23 protein-coding genes and 1 tRNA gene are annotated in these 21,573 nt (G+C 68.5%); 9 read left to right on the forward strand and 15 right to left on the reverse strand.

The features are described from left to right. Positions 1 to 61 precede the first annotated feature (61 nt). A complete protein-coding gene (locus tag AYL44_RS09805; protein ID WP_157532624.1) occupies positions 62 to 1,054 on the reverse strand; it encodes an NAD-dependent epimerase/dehydratase family protein in 993 nt (330 codons plus the stop codon). On the opposite strand from AYL44_RS09805, the gene moaA reads away from it, so the two are divergent. After that, positions 963 to 2,051, forward strand: coding sequence for a GTP 3',8-cyclase MoaA (gene moaA, locus AYL44_RS09810; protein WP_064003105.1), 1,089 nt, complete (start codon positions 963 to 965; stop codon positions 2,049 to 2,051). The two genes, AYL44_RS09805 and moaA, sit on opposite strands and share 92 nt — an antisense overlap. Before the next feature lie 29 nt (positions 2,052 to 2,080). Here the strand turns inward: moaA and AYL44_RS09815 are convergent, their stop codons facing one another. Next, positions 2,081 to 2,752: a hypothetical protein gene (locus tag AYL44_RS09815; protein WP_157532626.1), complete on the reverse strand. Its 672-nt coding sequence runs from the start codon at positions 2,750 to 2,752 to the stop codon at positions 2,081 to 2,083. A 133-nt stretch (positions 2,753 to 2,885) separates the two neighbouring features. On the opposite strand from AYL44_RS09815, the gene AYL44_RS09820 reads away from it, so the two are divergent. After that, the gene (locus tag AYL44_RS09820; RefSeq protein ID WP_064003107.1) at positions 2,886 to 3,284 is read left to right on the forward strand and encodes a YybH family protein; all 399 of its coding nucleotides are present in this window, start codon (positions 2,886 to 2,888) and stop codon (positions 3,282 to 3,284) included. Between the two features lie 47 nt (positions 3,285 to 3,331). Here the strand turns inward: AYL44_RS09820 and AYL44_RS09825 are convergent, their stop codons facing one another. From AYL44_RS09825 to AYL44_RS09835, 3 genes are all read right to left on the reverse strand, one after another. Continuing rightward, positions 3,332 to 3,919 carry a 1-acyl-sn-glycerol-3-phosphate acyltransferase gene (locus tag AYL44_RS09825; RefSeq protein ID WP_064003108.1) on the reverse strand — a complete coding sequence of 196 codons (588 nt, stop codon included), beginning with the start codon at positions 3,917 to 3,919 and terminating at the stop codon, positions 3,332 to 3,334. Positions 3,920 to 4,189: 270 nt separating this feature from the next. After that, positions 4,190 to 4,480, reverse strand: a complete 291-nt coding sequence (locus tag AYL44_RS09830; protein ID WP_064003109.1) for a winged helix-turn-helix transcriptional regulator — start codon at positions 4,478 to 4,480, stop codon at positions 4,190 to 4,192. 167 nt (positions 4,481 to 4,647) lie between these two features. Beyond that, complete coding sequence (locus AYL44_RS09835; RefSeq protein WP_064003110.1) at positions 4,648 to 5,034, reverse strand: YciI family protein; 387 nt, start codon at positions 5,032 to 5,034, stop codon at positions 4,648 to 4,650. 437 nt (positions 5,035 to 5,471) lie between these two features. Between AYL44_RS09835 and AYL44_RS09840 the strand changes: the two genes are divergently transcribed. From AYL44_RS09840 to AYL44_RS09850, 3 genes are read left to right on the forward strand one after another with little or no spacing between them, the layout of a single operon-like run. Continuing rightward, positions 5,472 to 6,323 (forward strand): acyl-CoA dehydrogenase, encoded by an 852-nt coding sequence (locus tag AYL44_RS09840; RefSeq protein ID WP_231872773.1) that lies wholly within the window; start codon positions 5,472 to 5,474, stop codon positions 6,321 to 6,323. Next, positions 6,317 to 7,669: a PIG-L family deacetylase gene (locus AYL44_RS09845; RefSeq protein WP_082886183.1), complete on the forward strand. Its 1,353-nt coding sequence runs from the start codon at positions 6,317 to 6,319 to the stop codon at positions 7,667 to 7,669. Before AYL44_RS09840 ends, AYL44_RS09845 begins: the two co-directional genes overlap by 7 nt. 2 nt (positions 7,670 to 7,671) lie before the next feature. Next, a complete protein-coding gene (locus AYL44_RS09850; RefSeq protein ID WP_064003112.1) occupies positions 7,672 to 8,382 on the forward strand; it encodes a glycosyltransferase in 711 nt (236 codons plus the stop codon). Between the two features lie 87 nt (positions 8,383 to 8,469). On the opposite strand, the gene AYL44_RS09855 is transcribed toward AYL44_RS09850, so the two are convergent. From AYL44_RS09855 to AYL44_RS09860, 3 genes are all read right to left on the reverse strand, one after another. Then, positions 8,470 to 8,542, reverse strand: a tRNA-Lys gene (locus AYL44_RS09855). Positions 8,543 to 8,581: 39 nt separating this feature from the next. Then, positions 8,582 to 8,758 carry a hypothetical protein gene (locus AYL44_RS14700; RefSeq protein ID WP_197471637.1) on the reverse strand — a complete coding sequence of 59 codons (177 nt, stop codon included), beginning with the start codon at positions 8,756 to 8,758 and terminating at the stop codon, positions 8,582 to 8,584. A 115-nt stretch (positions 8,759 to 8,873) separates the two neighbouring features. Beyond that, positions 8,874 to 9,554: a fasciclin domain-containing protein gene (locus AYL44_RS09860; protein WP_064003253.1), complete on the reverse strand. Its 681-nt coding sequence runs from the start codon at positions 9,552 to 9,554 to the stop codon at positions 8,874 to 8,876. 216 nt (positions 9,555 to 9,770) lie between these two features. Between AYL44_RS09860 and sigK the strand changes: the two genes are divergently transcribed. The 4 genes from sigK (at position 9,771) to AYL44_RS09880 (ending at position 13,055) form a co-directional block, all read left to right on the forward strand. Beyond that, entirely contained in the window at positions 9,771 to 10,358 is a 588-nt protein-coding gene (gene sigK, locus AYL44_RS09865) for an ECF RNA polymerase sigma factor SigK (RefSeq protein ID WP_064003113.1), read from the forward strand. Then, a complete protein-coding gene (locus AYL44_RS09870) occupies positions 10,355 to 11,164 on the forward strand; it encodes an anti-sigma factor (protein WP_064003114.1) in 810 nt (269 codons plus the stop codon). The genes sigK and AYL44_RS09870 overlap by 4 nt, the downstream gene beginning before the upstream one ends. Before the next feature lie 44 nt (positions 11,165 to 11,208). After that, positions 11,209 to 11,847, forward strand: a complete 639-nt coding sequence (locus AYL44_RS09875) for a hypothetical protein (protein WP_064003115.1) — start codon at positions 11,209 to 11,211, stop codon at positions 11,845 to 11,847. Between the two features lie 323 nt (positions 11,848 to 12,170). Then, positions 12,171 to 13,055: an aminodeoxychorismate lyase gene (locus AYL44_RS09880; RefSeq protein WP_064003116.1), complete on the forward strand. Its 885-nt coding sequence runs from the start codon at positions 12,171 to 12,173 to the stop codon at positions 13,053 to 13,055. 108 nt (positions 13,056 to 13,163) lie between these two features. Here the strand turns inward: AYL44_RS09880 and AYL44_RS09885 are convergent, their stop codons facing one another. From AYL44_RS09885 to AYL44_RS09915, 7 genes are all read right to left on the reverse strand, one after another. Beyond that, a complete protein-coding gene (locus AYL44_RS09885) occupies positions 13,164 to 13,973 on the reverse strand; it encodes a type IV toxin-antitoxin system AbiEi family antitoxin domain-containing protein (RefSeq protein ID WP_064003117.1) in 810 nt (269 codons plus the stop codon). A 279-nt stretch (positions 13,974 to 14,252) separates the two neighbouring features. Then, the gene (gene pstB, locus AYL44_RS09890) at positions 14,253 to 15,032 is read right to left on the reverse strand and encodes a phosphate ABC transporter ATP-binding protein PstB (protein WP_064003118.1); all 780 of its coding nucleotides are present in this window, start codon (positions 15,030 to 15,032) and stop codon (positions 14,253 to 14,255) included. Positions 15,033 to 15,061: 29 nt separating this feature from the next. Continuing rightward, the gene (gene pstA / locus AYL44_RS09895) at positions 15,062 to 16,156 is read right to left on the reverse strand and encodes a phosphate ABC transporter permease PstA (RefSeq protein WP_064003119.1); all 1,095 of its coding nucleotides are present in this window, start codon (positions 16,154 to 16,156) and stop codon (positions 15,062 to 15,064) included. Then, a complete protein-coding gene (gene pstC / locus AYL44_RS09900; RefSeq protein ID WP_064003120.1) occupies positions 16,156 to 17,118 on the reverse strand; it encodes a phosphate ABC transporter permease subunit PstC in 963 nt (320 codons plus the stop codon). Before pstC ends, pstA begins: the two co-directional genes overlap by 1 nt. A 77-nt stretch (positions 17,119 to 17,195) precedes the next feature. After that, positions 17,196 to 18,311, reverse strand: coding sequence for a phosphate ABC transporter substrate-binding protein PstS (locus AYL44_RS09905; RefSeq protein WP_064003121.1), 1,116 nt, complete (start codon positions 18,309 to 18,311; stop codon positions 17,196 to 17,198). 137 nt (positions 18,312 to 18,448) lie between these two features. After that, entirely contained in the window at positions 18,449 to 19,387 is a 939-nt protein-coding gene (locus AYL44_RS09910; protein WP_064003122.1) for an NUDIX hydrolase, read from the reverse strand. Continuing rightward, positions 19,384 to 21,552 (reverse strand): RNA degradosome polyphosphate kinase, encoded by a 2,169-nt coding sequence (locus tag AYL44_RS09915; protein ID WP_064003123.1) that lies wholly within the window; start codon positions 21,550 to 21,552, stop codon positions 19,384 to 19,386. Before AYL44_RS09915 ends, AYL44_RS09910 begins: the two co-directional genes overlap by 4 nt. Between the last annotated feature and the right edge of the window lie 21 nt (positions 21,553 to 21,573).

Genomic DNA, 21,573 nt, shown 5'->3' on the forward strand with positions numbered 1-21,573 from the left:
GTACCGCGGCATCGTTGCCCGACCGGGGGATTGGTGCCGACTTCACAGCCCGGTAGCGGGGTCAGTCGCGCATGCGATCCAGCGAGTACGACGGCGTCGCAAACGGCCCGCCCTGCGGTTCGATGGTGTCGCCGGGAATGTTCCAGTCCGCGGCGTCGTCCATGGGGCGGAACCCGACGCGCTCGCCGGCGGTCCGGTCCCACCACGACTCCGAGTTCGCCGACACCGCGTAGAAGACGGCGTGATGCTCGTCTGTCGTCATCGCGGCGATGAAGGCGGCGATAGCGTCGCGGTGACTCAACCAGGTCGCTCGCTCTCGTGGGGTGCTGGGTTGCTGTTCGTAGCTCCCGATTCGAAGCGCGATCGTGCTGAGGTCGAACTTGTCGGAGTAGAGGCGACACAGTGCTTCGCCCGCCACCTTCGAGACCCCGTAGAAGCCGTCGGGTCGAGCAGGCATGTCCGCGTCGACGAGTGTGTCGGTGGAATACATCCCGGTGACACGGTTGCTGCTGGCATAGACGACCCGGCGGACGCCTGAGCGGCGAGCGGCTTCGAGCACGTGGTAGGTGCCGACGACGTTCACCTCTGCGAGGTCGTGGAAATCGGCTTCATCGGACAATCCGCCCAGATGGATCACCCCGTCGGCGCCGTCAAACATCGCCGTGAGCGCGGTGAGGTCGAGCAGGTCGGCGACGGTGACGCGATCACCGGTACCGTCGATCGCTTCCACGTCGCGCACGTCGGTGGAGACGAGCTCGACGCCCGCAGCCCGAAGTTCCCGACGGAGAGCGACTCCGATGTTGCCGGCAGCGCCGGTGACGACCCATCTGATCCCCGCGATTGTGTTCACGGGGTCATCCTGGCAGGGGGTGACGACATGGACCGGCGCATCCGAATAGGACCCCAGCCGCGGGTCTGGCCGATTAGGCTCGGAAGATGGAGCGGCGCGGGGGGACAGGGCGGTGACCGCTATCCCGATTTCCCTCGGACGCGCCCCGCAGACCGCCTCCGAGTCCGTCGCCCTTCCCGACCCGGCCGTCGGTCTCGTCGACACGCACGGCCGTGTGCACCGCGACCTGCGCATCTCGCTGACCGACCGGTGTTCGCTGCGCTGCACCTACTGCATGCCCGAGCAGGGGAACGAGTGGCTGGCGCGCACGAGCATCCTGACGACGGACGAGATCGTCGAGATAGCGGACGTGGCGGCGAGTCTCGGCATCCGTACGTTCCGGCTGACCGGCGGGGAGCCCCTGCTGCGGACGGACATCGTGGACGTGGTGCGTCGGGTCGCCGCGATCTCGGGCCCCGACGGTCCGGTCGAGGTGGCGATGACGACGAACGGGATCCGGCTGGCCGAGGTGCTGCCCGACCTGATCGACGCGGGCCTGACGCGGCTGAACATCAGCATCGACACGATCGACCGCGAGCGATTCGCCGCGCTGACGCGGCGTGACCGGCTCGACGACGTGCTCGAGGGGATCGCGGCAGCCGCGGCATCCGATCTGAAGCCGTTGAAGCTCAACGCCGTCGCGATGCGGGGCGTGAACGACGACCAGCTCGTCGATCTCGTGGCGTTCGCGATGGAGGTGGGCGCGCAGCTGCGGTTCATCGAGCAGATGCCGCTGGATTCGGGGCACACCTGGGATCGGAGCGCGATGGTGACGCGGGAGGAGATCCTGGCGGCGCTGTCGGAGCGGTGGTCGCTCGAGCCGGTGCCCGGCCGCGGCGGCGCTCCCGCTGAGAAGTGGCGGATCGACGGCGGCCCGCACGAGGTCGGCGTGATCGCGTCGGTGACGGCGCCGTTCTGCGGAGCCTGCGACCGGCTACGTCTGACCGCCGACGGTCAGTTCCGCAATTGCCTGTTCTCGCTGACCGAGTACGACGTGACGACCGCGGTGCGCGGGATGCCGGTGGACGCCGCGCCCGCCGATCGTCGGCGTGTGATCGCCGAGGTGCTGCACGCGTGCGTGCTGGGCAAGCTCCCCGGGCACGCGATCAACGACCCGTCGTTCCTGCAGCCGGCGCGGGGGATGAACGCGATCGGGGGCTGACCACCCCGGGACTGGGACGGGGAAGTGCCCTACTGGTCGAGGTTGTCGCGCATTTCTTGGAACGAGCCTGAGTCGAGCACCTCGCCCGTCGAGTTGTCGACGAAGTCGACGGTCACGTCGATGTCGTCCGCGGCAACTCCCGTGAACTGCTGGAAGAGCGCGCCCTGCATGTAAAAGCCGAGCACGAGGAACCCTTCCATCGCGTTGTACTTGGCGGGATCGACCGACACCGTGAAAGAAGTCATCGCGTCGTTGAAGTCGACGGCGGTGACAGAGTTAGTGTCGTCGGCAACGAGTTCGTCGGCGGATTCCCGCGCGGAAGATCGCATGTCGGCGAGCATCTCGTCCCGCTGAGACTTCGTCATCGTGTAGACGACGGTGTCGCCCTCGACCACGGCCGAGAGGCCCTTCTCCTTCGCGCTCGCGATGATCTCATCGTCGGTGAGCGTGCCCTCCGGGTCGAGCATCGACTTCGCCACCTTGACGTCGACCGTCGTCAGTTGCTCGTCGACCTCGATCGCTGCAGGTGTGGCTGGTGCGCTGCTCGTGGCCTCATCGCCGGCGGCTGCACATCCCCCCAACAGCAGGGCTCCCGCGGCAGTGAACGAGATGATTGCGTGACGAATCTTCATTTTTCTTCCCCCAGTGATCGCCGGATACCCGGCCTGAGTGAGCCTACCGACTGGGGCGGACACGGACACCTTCGTCGGTGACATCCAGTCCCTTGATCATGCCGGGGGCGTCGCTCGCCTGTTCTGACGGCGACGTCGGCCTGCTGCGACCGATCCCAGGACGGACCTTGCGCTCGCCGCCGACGTCGGCGAGCCTGGGGTCATGTGGGATCGTGAGGCAGCTGTGGAGGCCGCCGACGCGTGGATCGCCGGTTACGTCCGCGCGTGGGAGACCAACGACCCGGACGACATCCGGTCGCTGTTCACGCCGGCGGCGGAGTACCGCGACGGCCCATCGACGCCCCCATGGGTCGGTCACGACGCGATCATCGCGGGCTGGCTCGCGCAGAAGGATGAGCCCGGCACGTGGTCGTTCGACTACGAGCTCACCGCTGTCGACGGTGACATCGCGATCATCCGCGGTCGGACGAGCTACCCGAGTTCGACCGAGAAGAGTCGGCAGTACGACAACCTCATGGTCATCGAGCTGACCGACGACGGCCGCGCCCGATCGTTCACCGACTGGTTCGTGACGTCCGACGCCGGCGAGGCCGTCTCGTAGCATCACGTCCGCTTGAACGGCTCATCCCATCGCAGGGTCGGCCCCGCCTAGGGCGACGCTGTCGGCTGAGGATCGCCTTCTTCGCGCAAGCGAGGCTCGACGCGTCGCTCGGGCCGCAGTCCCGACTTATCGGAGTAGAACGCGCGGATGGCATCCATGTCCGCGCGCACGTCGCCCGTGAGCGTGAGCGTCGGACCCAGCCCGGTGGTCATGGTGGTGCGGTCCACATACCCGAGCGTGACGGCGAGGTTGGCCTCTCGCGCGATGCGGTAAAAGCCCGACTTCCAGTGCCCGACGCCGCCGCGCGTGCCCTCCGGCGTCACCACGAGGCCGAAGACCTCACCGTCGCGGATGCGCCGCACGAGCGCGTCGACCACTCCAGCGGGGTTCGCTCTGTCGACCGGGATGCCGCCGATCGATAGCATCAGCGGGCCGCGCCAGCCGCGGAAGAGACTCTCCTTGCCCAGCCAGCGGAACCGCATCTTCAGGCGCCACGCGATGGCCAGCATGAGCACGAAGTCCCAGTTGGAGGTGTGCGGCGCCCCCAGGACAACGGTGGGCTGGGTCGGCGCGGGCTCGGTCGCGAGCGTCCATCGGCTGAAAGTCCAATAGACACGAGTGACGAGGCGGAGCATGCCGCAACCGTAACGCCCCCGCGCGCTCCCGGGCTCGAGCGGCGAGGGGCTTGCGCTCAGGGTCCTGCGGTATCCTGATAGCGATAGGCGGACTTCTCATTCGTCTCGCCCCGGCTGTGTGGTAACAGTCGGGGCTTTCTACTTCCTCGGGCGGTCCGCGGCGACGCGCGCAGTCACTCGCTCGCGCGCTCGTGGGACGAGCCTTCACCCGCCACCGGAGGGTTTCGGAACTGACCAAATCTTGGGTCGCGCGTGCCGTTCAATGAGGCGCTAGTCAGTGTCGCTCAGCCCTGATCCCCAACGTCCGAGTTCCGCGATCGCGTTCGCCAGGTCGAGGCCGCGATCGGTCAGGGCGTACGCGCGGGTGTTGTGCTTCAGCGGAAGACGGCGGAGCACGCCTGCGGCTTCGAGTTCCTTGAGGCGGGTCGCCAGCATGTTCGTCGGCGCACCGAGCTCACGCTGAAGGTCGCCGTAGCGCTGCGGTCCGTCGAGCAGCCGCTCCACGATGAGGAGAGCCCAGCGCGGGCCGACGATCTCGAGTGCGGCGGCGAGGTCGCACACGAGGTCTGGTCGGCGTCCGGCTTCATCCAGAACGGGGAGTAGTGGTAGCCATCGGGGTCGTCGGACTGCCGCTGGTATATGAAGGGGTAGTGGGCGTACTTGCAAAATGCAAGTACGCCGTCAAGACCCGTGGGCGCGAGCACCCTTTGGTGCGGCAGGAGAGGTGGTCACTCGCCCTCGGCAGTCTGCCGGTCGATGATGTCTTCGACGCCACCCGGGAAGCGGTGGACTTCCTGCGGCCAGTCGAGGCTGAGGGCGAGGCGTCCCGCCCAGTAGCGTGCGTCGTCGTCAGTGGAAACGTTGATCACGGTGAACCCGCCGAGGTGCTCTTGAGTTTCGACGAAGGGTCCGTCGGTGAACGCCGGCTCGCCGCCCCTCAGCTGCACGCTGAAGAGCGCCGTCGACGCGTCGATGCCGCCGTCCGCGAAGACGAACACGCCCGCCTGCTTCATCTCTTCGAGCACTGCCATCGACGCCTGGCTCTTGGTCTGCAGCTGCTCTGTGGTTTGCGGCGGCACCCATTCGTCGTTGAAGGCGATGAGGTAGTTCGGCACTGTCGTCTCCTCTTGTCGAGATAGCGGCCCCGGCTCGGCACCGCGGTCGCAGCGATTCGTTCGGGCCGCCCACACAGCTCATGAACGGCGACCTGCGGGTACGACACTAGGGCGCTATCTGGATCGCGGGGAGGGGTCTGGTCCCGAGGAGGTACCCGACGGGTCCGTGGCATCGCAAGCCTCTGCCTCTGCGCACGCATCGCGGACAGACTCCGGGTGTGAGTGACGTCCCAGAAGATCTCGATGCAGTCCGCTTAGGCGACGGGCCCCTCCCCGAGGCTGCCGCCGCGTCCCTCGCAGCGGCTGATCGAGTCGCTGGGTTCGGGACGGACGTTCCCGCGACTCTCGTGTGGGCCGTTTCCGCGGGCGCGGCTGTGAGTGAACAGTGGTCGCTCGCCGAGCAGTGGACCTTCCTCGCAGCGGTTGCGTTCCGAGATGTGGCGGCGGCGCGCATTCTCGAACCTCACCTGGACGCACTCACCATCCTCGAGCAGGCGCGTCGGAGTGGCTGCGAGGTCGATCTCGCCTCGATGGGCGCGGGCTCTGAATCATCGTGGGGTGTGTTCGCTGCCGAAGGTGCGGGAGTGCGGCTCGAGGCGCAGATGGTCGGCTCCCGGTGGCACCTCTCGGGGACTAAGCCGTGGTGTTCGCTCGCGCAGCAGGTGACGCATGCGCTCGTCACCGCATGGGTCGGCGACGAGCGTCGGCTGTTCGCTGTCGAGATGCAGCGACCCGAGGTCGCCCCCCGGTCGGGACCATGGCATGCCCGCGGACTCGACCAGATCGTGAGTGCTCCGGTCGACTTCGCAGACGCGCCAGCGGTGCCCGTCGGTGAACCGGGCTGGTATCTGCGTCGGCCCGGTTTCGCAGCCGGAGGGATCGGCGTGGCGGCATGTTGGTGGGGTGGCGTCTTGCCGCTACGTTCCGCCCTGCTGGATGCCGCGCGTCGTCCTGGTGCCGACCAGTTGTCGCGCGTGCATCTCGGGAACGCGGACATGGCGCTCTGGGGCGCGCGCCTCGCCCTCCGCACCGCCGCGAAGGAGATGGACGGCTCAGCGGCGTTGCGCTATCCCGGCACCCTCGCCGGCCGCGCGCGAGCGATCGTCGCGAGCGCGGTCGAATCGACGCTCGCCGACACAGCGCGCGCACTGGGGCCGCTGCCCCTCGTCGCAGATGAAGGGCATGCCCGGCGGGTGGCCGATCTGCAGATCTACCTGCGTCAGCACCACGGCGAGCGCGACGTGGCGAGGATCGGAGCCGACATCGCGGAGGGATGTGGCACATGGTGAGTTTCAGTCACCTCGATGCCGGAACGACGGAGGAGGTGTGGCGCGAGGCTTTCGGCGGACGAGCTCTTCCGGACCTCGACGCGGACGTGGAGCACCTCGTCGTCGTCGCCGCCCATCCCGACGATGAGACCCTGGGCGCCGGAGGGCTGATGGCAAGCGCCGCCCGCCGCGGGACGAGGGTGACGGTGCTCGTCGTGACCGACGGCGAGGGGTCGCACCCGGATTCGCCGTCCCACACGCCCGCCGACCTCGCGGCGGTGCGGCGGCGCGAGGTGGCCGACGCTCTCGAGCAGTTGAGCCCCGCGATCGAGCTGCTTTTCCTCGGGCTGCCGGACGGAGGGACCGACGGCCATCGGGCCGCAGTTGCGGCATCCCTCCGTGCACTTCTCACGGGGGCGGTGAAGCGCCTCGTCGTATCGCCGTGGACGGGCGACGGTCATCGGGATCACCGTGTCGTGGGGGAGGTGTCCGCGGAGGTGTGCGGCGAGCTTCGCGTCCCGTGGCGGGGTTATCCCATCTGGTTGTGGCATTGGGGGTCGCCGGAGGACGTGCCGTGGGAAGACCTCGAAGTGTTCGCGCTCGACCATGAAACTGCCGATCGCAAGATCGCCGCCACGCGTCGCCATCGCAGTCAGATCGCTCCGCTGTCTTCGGCTCCCGGTGACGAGGTGATGCTCCATGACGGGATGCAGGCGCACTTCGACCGGTCTTTCGAGGTTTTCGTGCGACCGCCGGCGTCGAGTATGGGTGCCGACTTCTTCGAGTCCTTCTATGAGCGGAACGGCGATGACCCGTGGGGGTTCGAATCGCGCTGGTACGAGAAGCGCAAGCGGGCCGTCACCATGGCGAGTCTTCCTCGCGCGCGCTATCGCTCGACGCTCGAGTTGGGCTGCTCGACGGGTGTGCTGACGGAGCTGCTGGCCGACCGGTCCGATGCGGTGCGCGCGGTCGACATCGCCGACGCCCCGCTGGCGATGGCGCGCCGGCGACTTAGCGGTCGGACAACGGTTCGATTCGAGCGGATGGCTCTTCCCGACGAATGGCCGGAGGGCCAGTTCGACCTCATCATGCTGTCGGAGGTCGGCTACTACTGGAGCCGCGGCGACCTGACTGTGGCGATCGAGCGGATGCGGGGTGCACTGACGGCCGAGGGGCACCTTGTCGCGTGCCACTGGCGTCACCTGGTGACGGAGTATCCGCTCTCCGGCGATGCCGTGCACGCGGCGCTCCGCGGCGCGGAGGGGTTCGTCCGGCTGCTACAGCATGAGGAGGAGGACTTCGTGCTGGAGGTCTACGGGCTCTCGGGTGCCCGATCGGTCGCGGCGGAGACCGGGCTCGTTCCGTGAGGGTGTCCTCGGTCGCGATCGTCGTCCCGGTGCACGACGAGGCCGAATTGCTCGACGCGTGTCTCGCCGCTCTGACCTCCTCGATCGCGCACGCGCGGCAGACACATCCGGGTGTCTCGGTCGCGGCGGTGGTCGTCCTCGATGCGTGCACGGATGCGTCGGAGCGGATCGCGCGAGCCTGGCCGGTGCACACCGTCAGCATCGAGGCACGGAGCGTGGGGACCGCGCGACGAGTGGGGGTGAGGGCTGCGATGGCCGAGCTGGGGAAGCCGTCACCGGCCGACGTCTGGGTCAGCACGACGGATGGAGATTCTGCCGTTCCCGTCGGGTGGCTCAGTCATCAGCTCGATCTTCGCGCCCTGGGCGCGGATGTCGTCTTGGGCACTGTCCGCCCGGACTTCGCCGATCTGACACCGGAGCACGCGGCGTACTGGTTGGAGACACATCCACCCGGACGCCCCGCAGGCAACGTGCACGGGGCCAACCTCGGACTGCGTGGGGATGTGTACTTCGCAGTGGGGGAGTTCGGCAACCTCGAGCAACATGAGGATGTCGAGCTCGTCAACGCCGCCCGCTCGCTCGGCGCGTCCGTGGTGGCTACGGACGAGAACGAGGTGGTCACGTCGGGCCGCTTCTGGGGACGGACGCCGGGGGGCTACGCCGCGTTCGTGCGCGCGACGCATGAGCGCATTGCAGCCGCATCGCGGCGGTGATCGGAGGACCGCTAGTGGATCGGGTGGCTGAGTCGCAGCGGCGACAATTCGCGCGCATCATGTGTTGTCTGCGCACTGGTCGAGAGGTGGGCCCCGTGGGGCTCGAACCCACGACCCGCGGATTAAAAGTCCGATGCTCTACCGACTGAGCTAGAGGCCCTCAGCGTCCCAGCCTAATGGGGGAGCGGCGCGGCATCCGTCACTCGGTGCTCTTCGCACTGCCGAAGATGATCCCGAGCATGATGCCGAACGACAGGCCGAACCCGACGCCGAGCCCGATGTTGTCGAGGAACAGCAGTCCGACCATCATCCCGCCGAGCATTCCGAACGCGATCCAGAGGCCGAACGACATCCCGTTCATGTTCTTGTTCGCCATACTTCGACGCTACGGACGGCGCCGAGCCGCAGCATCCCCCACACGAGGGAAAAAGGAGGCGGCGCCGCCGGAGCCCGCAGAGCTCCGACGACGCCGCCGGTCAAGAAGACCGTGATCACATCGGGGGCATCAGCACCGTGTCGATGAGGTAAACGGTCGCGTTGGCGGTCTGAACGCCACCGCAGATCACCATGGCCTCGTCGTTGACCATGAGCTCGTCGCCCGAGCCGGTGACCTCGAGGTCAGCGCCCTGAACGGTCGCGTGCGTGCCGACGATCTCGTCGGGCGCGATCTGGCCGGGGACCACGTGGTAGGTGAGGATCGACGTCAGCGTCTCCGAGTCCGTCTTGAGACCCTCGATGGTCTCGGCGGGGATCTTCGCGAAGGCGTCGTCGACCGGAGCGAAGACGGTGAACTCGTCACCGTTCAGCGTGTCGACGAGGTTGACGTCCGGGTTCAGCTGGCCGCTGACGGCAGCGGTCAGGGTCTTGAGCAGCGGGTTGTTGGATGCCGCGGTGGCCACCGGGTCCTGCGCCATGCCGGCGACCGAGCCCGCGCCGTCCGGAACGGCCTCGGCGTAGTCCGCGCAGCCGGGGCCGACCAGGTTGGCGGCCGGGTCCATCGTGTCCTCGGTCATCTCGGGCGAGGGCGACTCCATCGGAGCCTGCGACGACTCGGTGCCCTCGCTGCTGGTGCCACCCTCGGGGGCGCTGCTCGACGAACACCCGGCGAGAGCGAACGCACCGACCAGCGTCAGAGAGAGTGCTGCGGTCATCTTCTTCTTCGTGCTGAACATGTTGTCCTCCATGTGTTGGGACCGCCCTCTGCGGCGGCGATGTCTGGTCTTCGGAACCACTAGGCAAACGGATTGCACATTTCCCGAGATTCTTTTTCGCGGGTTCCCATGGGGCGGATGCCGACGGTCACGAAACGCTCTCGATTCCGCTGTTCGCCGGGGTTTCGCGCCCCTTCATCCGGGTTCCACGACGCGGGAATGGCATGCTGGGGAGTAATGGTTATCGACGGTGTTGACGTCCCCGAGGACGGGCAGTCGGCGGATCACGCCGGCGATCTGCTCGTCCGCATCGCCGACGGCGATCAGCTGGCCTTCGCTGAGCTCTACGACATGCTGTCGTCGCGCGTGTTCGGACTGATCCGACGCGTCCTCGTCGACCCCTCGCAGAGTGAGGAAGTGCTGCAAGAGGTCTTCCTCGAGGTGTGGCAATCCGCTTCCTCGTTCGCTCCGAACAAAGGGCAAGGAAGAAGCTGGATCCTGACGATGGCTCATCGTCGGGCCGTCGACCGGGTGCGCTCAGCTCAATCGAGCGTGGACCGGGATATGCGTGTCGGGGCCCGGGACGCGTACACACAAGAAGAAGGCATCGCCGAACAGGTTGAGCTGAAGATCGAAGGCCGCCGCGTCGTGCGCGCACTCCGATCCCTGCCCGACCCGCAACGCGAAGCCCTGACCCTCGCGTACTTCGGGGGATACAGCCAAAGTGAGATTGCGACGCTCCTCGGAGCACCGCTGGGAACGATCAAGACACGGATGCGCGACGGACTGAACCGCCTACGACAGGAGATGGGGGTGACATTGTGAACGAGAAGGATTTCGCCGAACTCTCCGCAGGGCACGCGCTCGCCGCGCTGTCCCCGGAGGACGAACGCGCCTACCAGGACGCGCTGGCCGCCCACCCCGAGTGGCAGGACCAGGTCGACGCCGACGCGCAGGTCGCCGGATTCCTCGCCGAAGGCGCGGGCGAAGAAGCCCCTCCCGCCGATTTGCGGGCCCGGTTGCTCGAGCAGATCAGCGGGATGCCGCAGGCCCCGGCGCGTGCTGCTGCCGCTGTGCCTGTCGCCGCTGAGCCTGCGGTCGAGTCGGCTCCCGCTCCCGCGGACGAGCCCGTCGTCGCCGGACCGCCGACCGAAGCGATCCAGGCCGTGCAGCGGCGCAACTGGACCCGCGGACTCTTCGCGCTCGTCGCATCCGCAGCACTTCTCGTCGGCATCGGCTGGGGCGTCGGATCCCTCGTCGAACAGGCCCGCACGCCCCTCGAGGTGCAGGCGCTGGAGCAGATCGAGGCCGCGCCCGACGCGCAGACCGTGACCGGTCAGTTCACCGACGGCGGCGAGGCCGTGCTGCACTGGTCGGACGAGCTCGACAAGGTCGTGCTGACGACGGATGACGCACCCGAGATCCCCTCGGACCGTTCCTTCGAGCTGTGGTTCATCCGCGGCGACCAGCCGATCTCGGCCGGCGTGTTCGACCCGTCCGACGAGGTCACGGCGCTGCTGTCCGGCGAGTTCCAGCCCGGTGACATCGTGGCGGTCACGGTCGAGCAGAAGGGCGGATCGCCCGACGGCTCGCCCACCACCGACCCGATCATCACGATCCCCACGGCCTGAGCCGGGCCGCGGCCCGTCCCCGCCCCGCGGGGTAGCCTGGAGCGATGTCTGACGCGTCCCGCGACTTCCACAAGCCGGTCCGCCGTTCCCCCGATTCTTTCGATCGCAACTTCGCCGCCGACGATCCCGCTGAAGCCAGCCGCGTGGCGCACGCCACGGCATCCGCTCTGCTCTCGCGGGTGCGCGAGGCGCCGCACGACGAGGTCATCGACCGGCTCGTGACCTTCACCGACGCGCACGGCATCGCGACCATCGCCGAGCTGTGGGCGCAGTCGCCCGCCCGGTCGCTGCCGGGCGCGCTGTGGCGGCTGTACCTGCTGCAGCTGATGATCCACGACGATCCGGCGACGGCCGCACTGCTGTACGAGCGGGGACGCACGCGGCTCGCGTCGGCGGACGTCGTCATCGCGGGGGCGCCGGCTCCGGCGAGCCCCGACGAGCTGGTCTCGCTCATCGACCTCATCATGCGCGGGGTGTTCGCAGGCGACTTCGCGCTCGCCCTCGAGCGGGCGGCGGCGTTCTCGCGCGTCGTCTCGTCCGGCGCGACCGACCTCGCCGACGACTACGACGCGAGCGAACCCGGCCGGGCGTCGCAGTTCACGACCCGCGCGCTGCGCCTCGACACCTACGCAGGCGACCTCACGGCGGCCGCGGCCCTGTGGCGTCGCGACGGCCTCACCTGAGTCGGAGGCCGCGGTCGCGGGCATGGAAGTGCCGGGCCGCAGAACGCCTCTCGGCGCGTGGCCGCTCGCAGCGGCTGAAGATGGAGCCCGGGGTTACTGCGGCCCGGCTAGAAAAGTGTAACGGAGGGGCTCCGCGGGTATTCCAGCCCGCGGGGGATTTCGTCGGGCCGGGCGTGTCGCGCCGCGGGCGTCGTGCGCGTTCACGGATGCAACGGATGCCGGGCGACACCCGGCATCCCGTCGCCCTTGAGCGGCGTGTCGCGCACGATCCGTTGCATCCGTCGACACCGCCGCGGACGGATGCCGCCGCGTAGGCTCGTCGCATGGCTTGGCGCTTCGCTCTCATGATCGACCCCGCGGCATCCGACGATGCGCGCACCGACTTCGCCGACACGTTCACCGAGGTGGACCCGTCGGCCCCCGCGCTCACCGTGGGCGAGCTGAGCACGCAGCGCGGCGACGGGATCTTCGAGTCGATCGGCGTCGTCGACGGGCACGCGCAAGAGGTCGAGCCTCACCTCGAGCGTCTCGCTCATTCCGCCGAGATCTGCGAGCTGCCCGCGCCGAACCTGCGGCAGTGGCGCGAGGCGATCCGGCGGGCGCAGGCCGCGTCGGGCGAGGGCGAGGCGGTCATCAAGCTCATCCTGAGCCGCGGTGTCGAGCATGGTCCGACGCCGACCGCGTGGGTCACGGTCGCGCCGGCCGCGGACTTCACGAAGGCGCGCACCGAGGGCATCGCCGTGGCGGTCCTCGACCGCGGGTACAGCATCGATCTGCCCGGGCGGGCGCCGTGGCTGCTGCTGGGCGCGAAGACGCTGTCGTACGCGGTGAACATGGCGGCGATCCGCGAGGCGAAGCGCCGCGGAGCCGACGACGCCGTCTTCGTGAGCTCCGACGGATTCGTGCTCGAGGCGCCGACCGCGTCGCTGATCATCCGCCGCGGCGACGCGTTCGTGACGCCGGCGCCGAACGGCGGCATCCTGCACGGCACGACCCAGCTGAGCCTGTTCGAGCACCTCGCCGCGCAGGGCTTCGAGACCGCCTACGAGACGCTGCCCGTCTCGGCCCTGCACGAAGCGGATGCCGCCTGGCTCGTCTCGAGCGTGCGCCTCGCCGCCCCGATCACCGCCGTCGACGGTCGCCCGCTGGCCGTGGACGCCGAGCTCACCGCATCCTTCAACCGCTACCTCCTCAGCCCCCGCGACTGACCCCGCGGCGGGTTGCGGTTCACGGATGCAACAGATCTGCCCCGACACACCGCCGACCCGCCCCGGGATGCCGCGTGTCGCCCCGCATCCATTGCATCCGTGGACGCGTCACGCCCGCGCGAGGGCCGCGAGGATCGCGCGCTCGACGAGGTCCCAGTCGTGCAGCACCATCGCGTAGTCGAACCGGAGCGTGACATATCCCCACAAGGCGGCGTTCGCGTCCCGCACGAGGTCCTTGTGCCGCAGCGACGCGCCGTCGTGGTTCTCCCGCCCGTCGACCTCGACGATCACGCTGTCGCCGATCAGGGCGTCCACGACACCGACGCCCGCGACGCGCACCTGCGTCCGCACGGTCAGCCCGAACCCGCGCAGCCGCCACCGCAGCAGCGACTCGAGACCGCTGTCGGCGTCGTCCCGGCTCAGCCCGAGAGCCTCGCGTCCGGCGGCGTTCAGGTTCTGCGCGAGCCACCGCATGTCGTCGCCGTCGAGCATCCGCTGGCGCCGGGCCGATTCGAGCGCGACGAAGAACGCCTCGACGCCGCGACACAGGAGGATCTGCCGCAGCACCCGAGCGAGTGACGGCTCGCGCCGCGATTCACCGACGCCCGGCGCGTCCCAGTGCTCGACGCAGTCGCAGTCCGCGTCGTGCGACCGGCCGCCCGGCCGCATCCAGACGTGCGGCGAATCGTCCTCGTCGAGCACCCACAGTCCGCGATGCCGCGCCGCGGTCACACACGCCATCGACCCGCCGTGCCGGGCGATCGCGACGGCGTCGGCGCACGCGTCCGGCGGCACGAACACGCCGACGCGAACCCGCCGCAGCTCACCCGTCCGCAGCGCACGCTGCACCCGACGCATCGACCACCCCGCGTCGAGCAACTGACGAAGACGGAGAATCGGATGCCGCAGCTCGCACATCCCGCGATCCTCGCCGCCGCTGTCACCCCGCACGGACTCGCACCCCGAACCGAGGGAGAGCCGCCGCATCCCACCCTCAGGGGAGGAACCCCCGTTCACCGATGCAACAGATCCGCCCCGACACCCCGTTCCGGACCCGACGGATGCGGCGTGTCGCCCGGCATCCATTGCATCCGCGAACGCCAACGCGACCCACGCACCCCACGCACCAGCGCACAAAGAAAACGCGCCGGCACGGAACCCGAATCCGTGCCGGCGCGTGGCCTCAGGGAGAAGGACTCACCCGAAACGACCCGAGACGTAGTCCTCGGTGGCCTGGACGGACGGCTTGGTGAAGATCGTGCCGGTCTCGTCGTACTCGATGAGCTTGCCGGGCTTGCCGGTGCCGGCGATGTTGAAGAACGCGGTCTTGTCCGAGACGCGCGAGGCCTGCTGCATGTTGTGCGTCACGATCACGATCGTGTACTCGCTCTTGAGCTCCTGGATGAGCTCCTCGATCGCGAACGTCGAGATCGGGTCGAGGGCCGAGCACGGCTCGTCCATGAGCAGCACGTCGGGCGAGACGGCGATCGCGCGGGCGATGCACAGGCGCTGCTGCTGACCACCCGACAGGCCCGATCCGGGCTTCTCGAGACGGTCCTTGACCTCGTTCCAGAGGTTCGCACCGCGCAGCGACTTCTCGACGAGGGCGTCGGCGTCGGACTTCGAGATGCGCGAGTTGTTGAGCTTCACACCGGCCAGCACGTTGTCGCGGATCGACATCGTGGGGAACGGGTTCGGCCGCTGGAAGACCATGCCGATCTGCCGGCGCACGAGCACCGGGTCGACGCCAGGACCGTAGAGGTCCTCGCCGTCGAGCAGGACCTCGCCCTCGACGCGCGCGCCGGGGATGACCTCGTGCATGCGGTTCAGCGTGCGCAGGAAGGTGGACTTGCCGCATCCGGACGGACCGATGAAGGCCGTCACGCTGCGGGGCTCGATGTCGAGGGACACGCCCTCCACGGCGAGGAAGTCGCTGTAGTAGACGTTGAGGTCGTTGACTTCGATGCTCTTGGACACTTCGGGTGCTTTCTGTCGGATGCCGCGGGTCAGCGGCCGAACTTGGGGGCGAACTTCTTCGCGACGAAGCGTGCGATGAGGTTCAGCGCCATGACGATGATGATGAGGGTGAGCGCGCCTGCCCAGGCCCGCTCGAGGGCGGCGGGGATGTTCGTGCCGGGGTTCTGGAACTGGTCGTAGACGAACACCGGGAGCGTCATCATCGGGTTGTCGAACGCGTTCACGTTGAGCGACTGGGTGAAGCCGGCCGTCAGCAGCAGCGGCGCGGTCTCGCCGATGACGCGGGAGATCGACAGCATGATGCCCGTCGTGATGCCCGCGACGGATGTCGGGAGCACGACCTTGACGATCGTCAGCCACTTCGGCACACCGAGCGCGTAGCTCGCCTCGCGCAGCTCATTCGGCACGAGCCGCAGCATCTCCTCGCTCGACCGCACGACGACGGGGATCATCAGCACCGAGAGCGCGAGCGAACCCATGAAGCCGGTGTTGAGACCGGGCCCGTAGATGAGCGCGCAGACGGCGACGATGAACAGACCCGCCACGATCGAGGGGATGCCGGTCATGACGTCGACGAAGAACGTGATCGCCTTCGCGAGGCGACCGCGTCCGTACTCGACGAGGTAGATCGACGTCATGAGGCCGATCGGCACGGAGATGAGCGTCGCCCACCCGGTGACGATGAGCGTGCCGTAGATGGCGTGGATCGCTCCACCGCCCTCGCCGACGATGTTCCGCATCGAGTACGAGAAGAACATCGGGTCGAATCGTGCGATGCCGTTGACGACGACCGTGAACAGCAGCGAGATCAGCGGCAGCAGCGCGATCGTGAAGGCGATCGACACCAGCACGGTCGCCAGTCGGTCGGCGGCGCGGCGCCGGGTCTCGACGACGCTCGAGAGGATGACGAGGACGATCGCGAACAGCACCACCCCGACGAAGACCGCCGCGGCGATGTTGAAGTCCGCGACGTCACCGCCGCCGTTCATGATGGCGAACACGATGCTCGAGAGGGCGAGGGCACCGGCCAGCAGCACCCACGGCATCCACTTCGGCAACTGACCCGCGGTGAGCGAGTTGCCGACGGGCGTCCGGGCCGTGGAGCGGGTGAGGGTCGTCGTCATCAGTTCGCTCCAGAGAACTCGGCGCGACGGTTCACGATCCACCGCGCGAGCGCGTTGACGGCGAAGGTCACGAGGAAGAGGATGAGGCCGGTCGCGATGAGGACGTTGACGCCGTCCCCGTACGCCTCACCGAAGTTGAGGGCGATGTTCGCCGGGATCGGCGTCGGGTTGTTCGAGTTGAGCACCTGGAAGGTGACCGCACCCGTGGCCGAGAGCACCATCGTGACGGCCATCGTCTCGCCGAGGGCGCGACCCAGCCCGAGCATCGCACCCGAGACCATGCCGCCCCGGGCGAAGGGGAACACGGCCATGCGGATCATCTCCCAGCGCGTCGCGCCGAGGGCCAGCGCCGCCTCCTCGTGGAGGACGGGCGTCTGCAGGAAGACCTCGCGCGTGATCGCGGTCATGATCGGCAGGATCATCACCGCGAGGACGAGGGATGCCGTGAGGATCGTGCGCCCGGTGGGGGAGACGGCACCGGCAAAGAAGGGGATCCAGCCGAGGTTCTCGTTCAGCCACACGTAGAAGGGCTGCAGGATCTGCGAGAAGACGAGGGCGCCCCACAGGCCGTAGACGACCGAGGGGATCGCGGCGAGCAGATCGATGATGTAGCCGAGGGCGGAGGCGAGCCGGCGCGGGGCGTAGTGCGAGATGAAGAGCGCGATGCCGATGGCGAGCGGGGTCGCCACGACCAGGGCGATGATCGACGCCCAGAGTGTGCCGAAGACGAAGGGCCAGACGTACTGCCAGAACGGCTCGCCGCTCAGGAACTGCGTCTCGTCGGGGTTCGCGGTGAAGGCGGGGACGCTCTCGACGATGAGGAACAGCGTCACCGCGGCAAGCACGATGAGGATGATGATGCCCGCGCCGAGCGCGGTGCTGGAGAAGACGAGGTCGCCGCGGCGACGCATCGGTCGTCTCGTGGGCGCCTGGTCGGTGGCCAGGTCGGAGGTGGGGGGCATCGCAGTCCTCGGGTCGGAAGCGGGCGGACGTGGGGCTGCGGGTGGCCCTCCGTGGAGGGCCACCCGCAGCAGGGGTGTTACTGCTTGGCGCCGATCAGGTCGATGGCGGCCTGGGCCTCGCTGGCGACCTCGGTCGACAGCGGGGCGGAGCCGGCGGCCTCGTTGGCGACCTTCTGGCCCTCTTCGCTGACGATGTACGAGAAGTACGCCTTCACGATGGCGGCGGTGTCGGCATCCTCGTACTGCTGGCAGCCGATGAGGTAGCTCACGAGGGCGATCGGGTACGAGCCGGCGGGAGCCTTGGCGGGGTCGACGTCGTAGACGAGGTCACCGTCGGCACGGCCCTCCTCGAGCGGCGACGACGCCACGAGCTCCGCGGCGGCCTCGGAGGAGAACGGCACGAAGTCGTCGCCGACCTTGACGGCGGCCGAGCCCAGGTCACCGACGCGCGAGGCGTCGATGTAGCCGATGGTGCCGTTGCCGGCCTTGACGGCGGCCTCGACGCCGGAGGTCTGCTGGGCAGCCTCGGAGCGCGTGGTCTTGACGGGCCAGGCGTCGTCGTCCTCGTACGGCCACGCGTCGGGCGCGACGGAGGCGAGGTAGGCGGTGAAGGTGCCGGTCGTGCCGGACTCGTCGCCGCGGAAGACGGGCGTGATCGCCAGGTCGGGCAGCTCGACGCCCTCGTTGATCTCCGCGATCTTCGGGTCGTTCCACTTCTCGATCTTCTCGTTGAAGATCTCGCCGATGACCTCGGGCGTGAGGTTCAGCTCGGTGATGCCCTCGAGGTTGAAAACGACGGCGACGGGCGAGATGTAGGCGGGGACTTCGACGATGTCGGGCGTCGCGCAGGCGCCGAACTTACCGGCGGCGATCTCGTCGGCCTTGTAGGCGCGGTCCGAGCCGATGAAGTTGCTGGAGCCGGCGATGAAGTTGTCGCGGCCGGTGCCCGAGCCGGTCGGCTGGTAGTTGACCGTGACGTCCGGGTTGGCGGTCTGGAAGGCCGCGGTCCACGCCTGCTGGGCGGCGCCCTGCGAGGAGGCGCCGGTCGCCTTAACGGTGCCCGACAGCGAGCTGCCGCCGTCGGAGGGCTGGCCAGCGCCAGCGGGGGTGCCCTCGTTGGCGGCGCAGGCCGACAGGGAGAGGACGGCGACGGCGGCGACAGCGCCCACGCGGGCGATGCGGTTGAGCTTCACGTGTGAATTCCTTCGGGTGATCGGGACACCCCGGTGCGGGGCTGGCTCGACGCTAAGAGTCGCCGGTGACCAGGTTCCGCTCGACAGGTGAACGACAGGTGAACGGGTCGGGTCCGAACGCCTCTCGCTCAGCCGATTCACACCTTCGGGGGATGCGTCTCGATCGCCACGATGCCCGAGCCGGGATTCGTCGCCGACAGGTGCGCCACGGAGAACCCGCCGACCTCGAGGTCGGCGGCGCTCTCGATGTACGAGCCCTTCAGGCTCCCGGTCGCCAGCGCCAGCTCGCTCATGATCGTGGGGATCACCGGTCGGTGCGAGCACAGCACAGCGGCCTTCCGCGACCTCACGCGTTTGCCGACGACGGCGCGCACATCCGCGTGCCCTTCCTCCCAGGCATCCTGCGAGATCAGCTCGGTCCGACGGATGTCGCGGCCCAGCGCCTTCGCGAGCGGTGCCACGGTGTCGACGCAGCGGACCGCGTCGCTCGAGACGACCCGACGGATGCCGAACGCCCGCAACGGCCCGACGGCCGCCTTCGCCTGGCGCTTGCCGCGGTCGGTGAGGGGGCGGGCGGCATCCTTCCCCTTCCAGTCCTCGCGGGGAGTCGCCTTGCCGTGGCGCAGCACGACGACGGGGAAGGTCGCGAGCACGCCGTCGTCGACGAGGCGCAGGAAGTTCTCGAGGATCTCGACGTCCACCGGATAGCTCAGCCGTTCGAGCGCCTTCTTCGGGGTGAGCCATTCGATCGCGGCGATCTCGCGGTTCGGCACGAAGGACGACCCGCGGATCGCCTCCTCGGTCGCCTCGGTGCTCCAGTAGTGGACGATTTTCGTCCGCTTGCTCGGCAGGCGGTACTTCGAGATCCCGACGGGAACCCCGAGATGGACACGGATGCCGGTCTCCTCGAAGATCTCGCGCACGGCCGTCTCGGCGAGGGACTCACCGGGATCGACCTTGCCCTTGGGCAGGGTGATGTCGCGGTACTTCGTGCGGTGGATCGCCAGCACGAGCAGCTTGCCGTCCACCATCCGCCAGACGACGCCGCCCGCGGCGTAGACCGCGGTCTCCGTCATCGCACCGCCCGCGCCCGCCGGCGGCGGAGCACCTGCGACATCGTCTTCTCCTGCAGATCGACGAGCGGGTTGCCCTCGGCATCCAGATGGTGCCGCGTCCACTCGCCCTCGGCGCCGAGGTGCCACGAGCTCGTGGTGTCGGACATCGCCAGCTCGAACAGCGAGATCAACTCGTTCACGTGCGCGGGCTCGGTCACCCGCACGAGCGCCTCGACGCGGCGGTCGAGGTTGCGGTGCATCATGTCGGCACTGCCGATGAAGACCTGCGGGTCGCCGTTGTTGTGGAACGTGAAGATGCGGGAGTGCTCGAGGTAGCGCCCCAGGATCGAGCGCACCGTGATGTTGTCGCTGACCCCCGGCAGGTCCGAGCGCAGCGAGCAGATGCCGCGCACCCAGACGTCGACCTTCACCCCGGCCTGGCTGGCGCGGTAGAGGGAGTCGATGATCTGCTCGTCGACCATCGAGTTGACCTTGATGCGCACGTGGGCGGGCTTGCCGGCCAGCGCGTTGCGGCGCTCGCCGTCGATGTGACGGAGGAGGCCCTTGCGCAGGTGGAGCGGGGCAACGAGAAGCCGCTTGAACTTCTTCTCGATCGCGTAGCCACTCAGCTCGTTGAAGAGGCGGGTCAGGTCGCGACCGACCTGCTCGTTCGCGGTGAACAGGCCGTAGTCCTCGTAGATGCGGCTCGTCTTCGGGTTGTAGTTGCCCGTCCCGATGTGGCTGTAGCTGCGGAGGACGCCGTCCTCCTCGCGGATCACGTGAAGGAGCTTGCAGTGGGTCTTCAGACCCACGAGCCCGTAGACGACGTGCACGCCGGCCTTCTCGAGCTTGCGCGCCCACACGATGTTGGCCGCCTCGTCGAAGCGGGCCTTCACCTCGACGAGCGCGAGGACCTGCTTGCCGTTCTCGGCCGCGTCGATGAGCGCCTCGACGATCGGGCTGTCACCGGAGGTGCGGTACAGCGTCTGCTTGATCGCGAGCACGTGCGGGTCGCGTGCGGCCTGCTGCAGGAACGACACGACGCTCGTCGTGAACGATTCGTACGGGTGGTGGACGAGGACGTCCTCCTTGCGGATCGCCGCGAAGATGTCGGCGCGTCCGTTCTGCTCGGCCGGCTGGAACGGCGTCGAGGTCTTCGGCACGTGCGCCGGGTAGCGCAGATCGGGCCGCTCGATCTGCGACAGGGAGAAGAGTCCCCGCAGGTCGAGGGGGGCGGGCAGGCGGTAGACGTCGTTCTCGGTGATGTCGAGCTCGTCGAGCAGCAGCGAGAGCGTGACCTCGTCCATGTCCTCGGTGATCTCGAGGCGGATCGGCGGACCGAAGCGGCGGCGCAGCAGCTCGGCTTCGAGCGCCTGGATGAGGTTCTCGGTCTCGTCCTCCTCGATCACGACGTCCTCGTTGCGCGTGAGGCGGAACGTGTGGTGCTCGAGGATCTCCATGCCCGGGAACAGGTCGTCGAGGTTCTCGGAGATCAGTTCCTCGATCGGCAGGTACCGCACGGTGGAGCCGTTCTTCGCCACCTCGATGAGGCGGGGGAGCATGGGCGGCACCTTCAGGCGGGCGAACTCCTGACGGCCGGTGCGCGCGTTGCGGATGCGCACGGCGAGGTTCAGCGACAGACCCGAGATGTAGGGGAACGGGTGGGCGGGGTCCACGGCGAGCGGCATGAGTACCGGGAAGACCTGCGCCGAGAAGTAGTCGTACAGCGTGCTCCGCTCGGGGTCCGACAGCTCGGCCCAGGAGACGACCTCGATGCCCGCGTCGGCGAGGGCCGGGCGGACCTGCTCGGACCACACCGCCGCGTGACGCTCCTGCAGCGCGTGCGCCGACGTCGCGAGGTCCGCCAGCACGTCCAGCGGAGCGCGTCCGACGTTGGTGGGAACGGCCAGCCCGGTGAGGATGCGGCGCTTGAGCCCCGCGACGCGCACCATGAAGAACTCGTCGAGGTTGCTCGCGAAGATCGCGAGGAAGTTCGCGCGCTCCAGCGTCGGCAGGTTCGGATCCTCCGCGAGCTCGAGCACGCGCTGATTGAACGCGAGCCAGCTGAGCTCGCGATCGAGGTAGCGGTTGTCGGGCAGCTGCGAGTCGTACGCTTCGACGACGTCGTCGAAGTCGTCGTCGTCCGCGTCGCCCAGTCCGGAGTCGTGAACCTGGGTGTCGATCATCCCCACATCATTGCAGGGGAC

Origin of the sequence: Microbacterium oleivorans, assembly GCF_001644225.1 — a bacterium.
In the GTDB taxonomy this organism is placed as follows: Bacteria; Actinomycetota; Actinomycetes; order Actinomycetales; family Microbacteriaceae; genus Microbacterium; species Microbacterium gawkjiense.

Coding starts and splice junctions, on each gene's coding strand:
- AYL44_RS09820 (WP_064003107.1), top strand. CDS start 2,886: ATGTGGGATCGTGAGGCAGCTGTGGAGGCCGCCGACGCGTGGATCGCC.
- AYL44_RS09825 (WP_064003108.1), bottom strand. CDS start 3,919: ATGCTCCGCCTCGTCACTCGTGTCTATTGGACTTTCAGCCGATGGACG.
- AYL44_RS09845 (WP_082886183.1), top strand. CDS start 6,317: ATGGTGAGTTTCAGTCACCTCGATGCCGGAACGACGGAGGAGGTGTGG.
- AYL44_RS14700 (WP_197471637.1), bottom strand. CDS start 8,758: ATGGCGAACAAGAACATGAACGGGATGTCGTTCGGCCTCTGGATCGCG.
- AYL44_RS09860 (WP_064003253.1), bottom strand. CDS start 9,554: ATGTTCAGCACGAAGAAGAAGATGACCGCAGCACTCTCTCTGACGCTG.
- sigK (WP_064003113.1), top strand. CDS start 9,771: ATGGTTATCGACGGTGTTGACGTCCCCGAGGACGGGCAGTCGGCGGAT.
- AYL44_RS09875 (WP_064003115.1), top strand. CDS start 11,209: ATGTCTGACGCGTCCCGCGACTTCCACAAGCCGGTCCGCCGTTCCCCC.
- AYL44_RS09880 (WP_064003116.1), top strand. CDS start 12,171: ATGGCTTGGCGCTTCGCTCTCATGATCGACCCCGCGGCATCCGACGAT.
- AYL44_RS09885 (WP_064003117.1), bottom strand. CDS start 13,973: ATGTGCGAGCTGCGGCATCCGATTCTCCGTCTTCGTCAGTTGCTCGAC.
- pstA (WP_064003119.1), bottom strand. CDS start 16,156: ATGACGACGACCCTCACCCGCTCCACGGCCCGGACGCCCGTCGGCAAC.
- pstC (WP_064003120.1), bottom strand. CDS start 17,118: ATGCCCCCCACCTCCGACCTGGCCACCGACCAGGCGCCCACGAGACGA.
- AYL44_RS09910 (WP_064003122.1), bottom strand. CDS start 19,387: ATGACGGAGACCGCGGTCTACGCCGCGGGCGGCGTCGTCTGGCGGATG.
- AYL44_RS09915 (WP_064003123.1), bottom strand. CDS start 21,552: ATGATCGACACCCAGGTTCACGACTCCGGACTGGGCGACGCGGACGAC.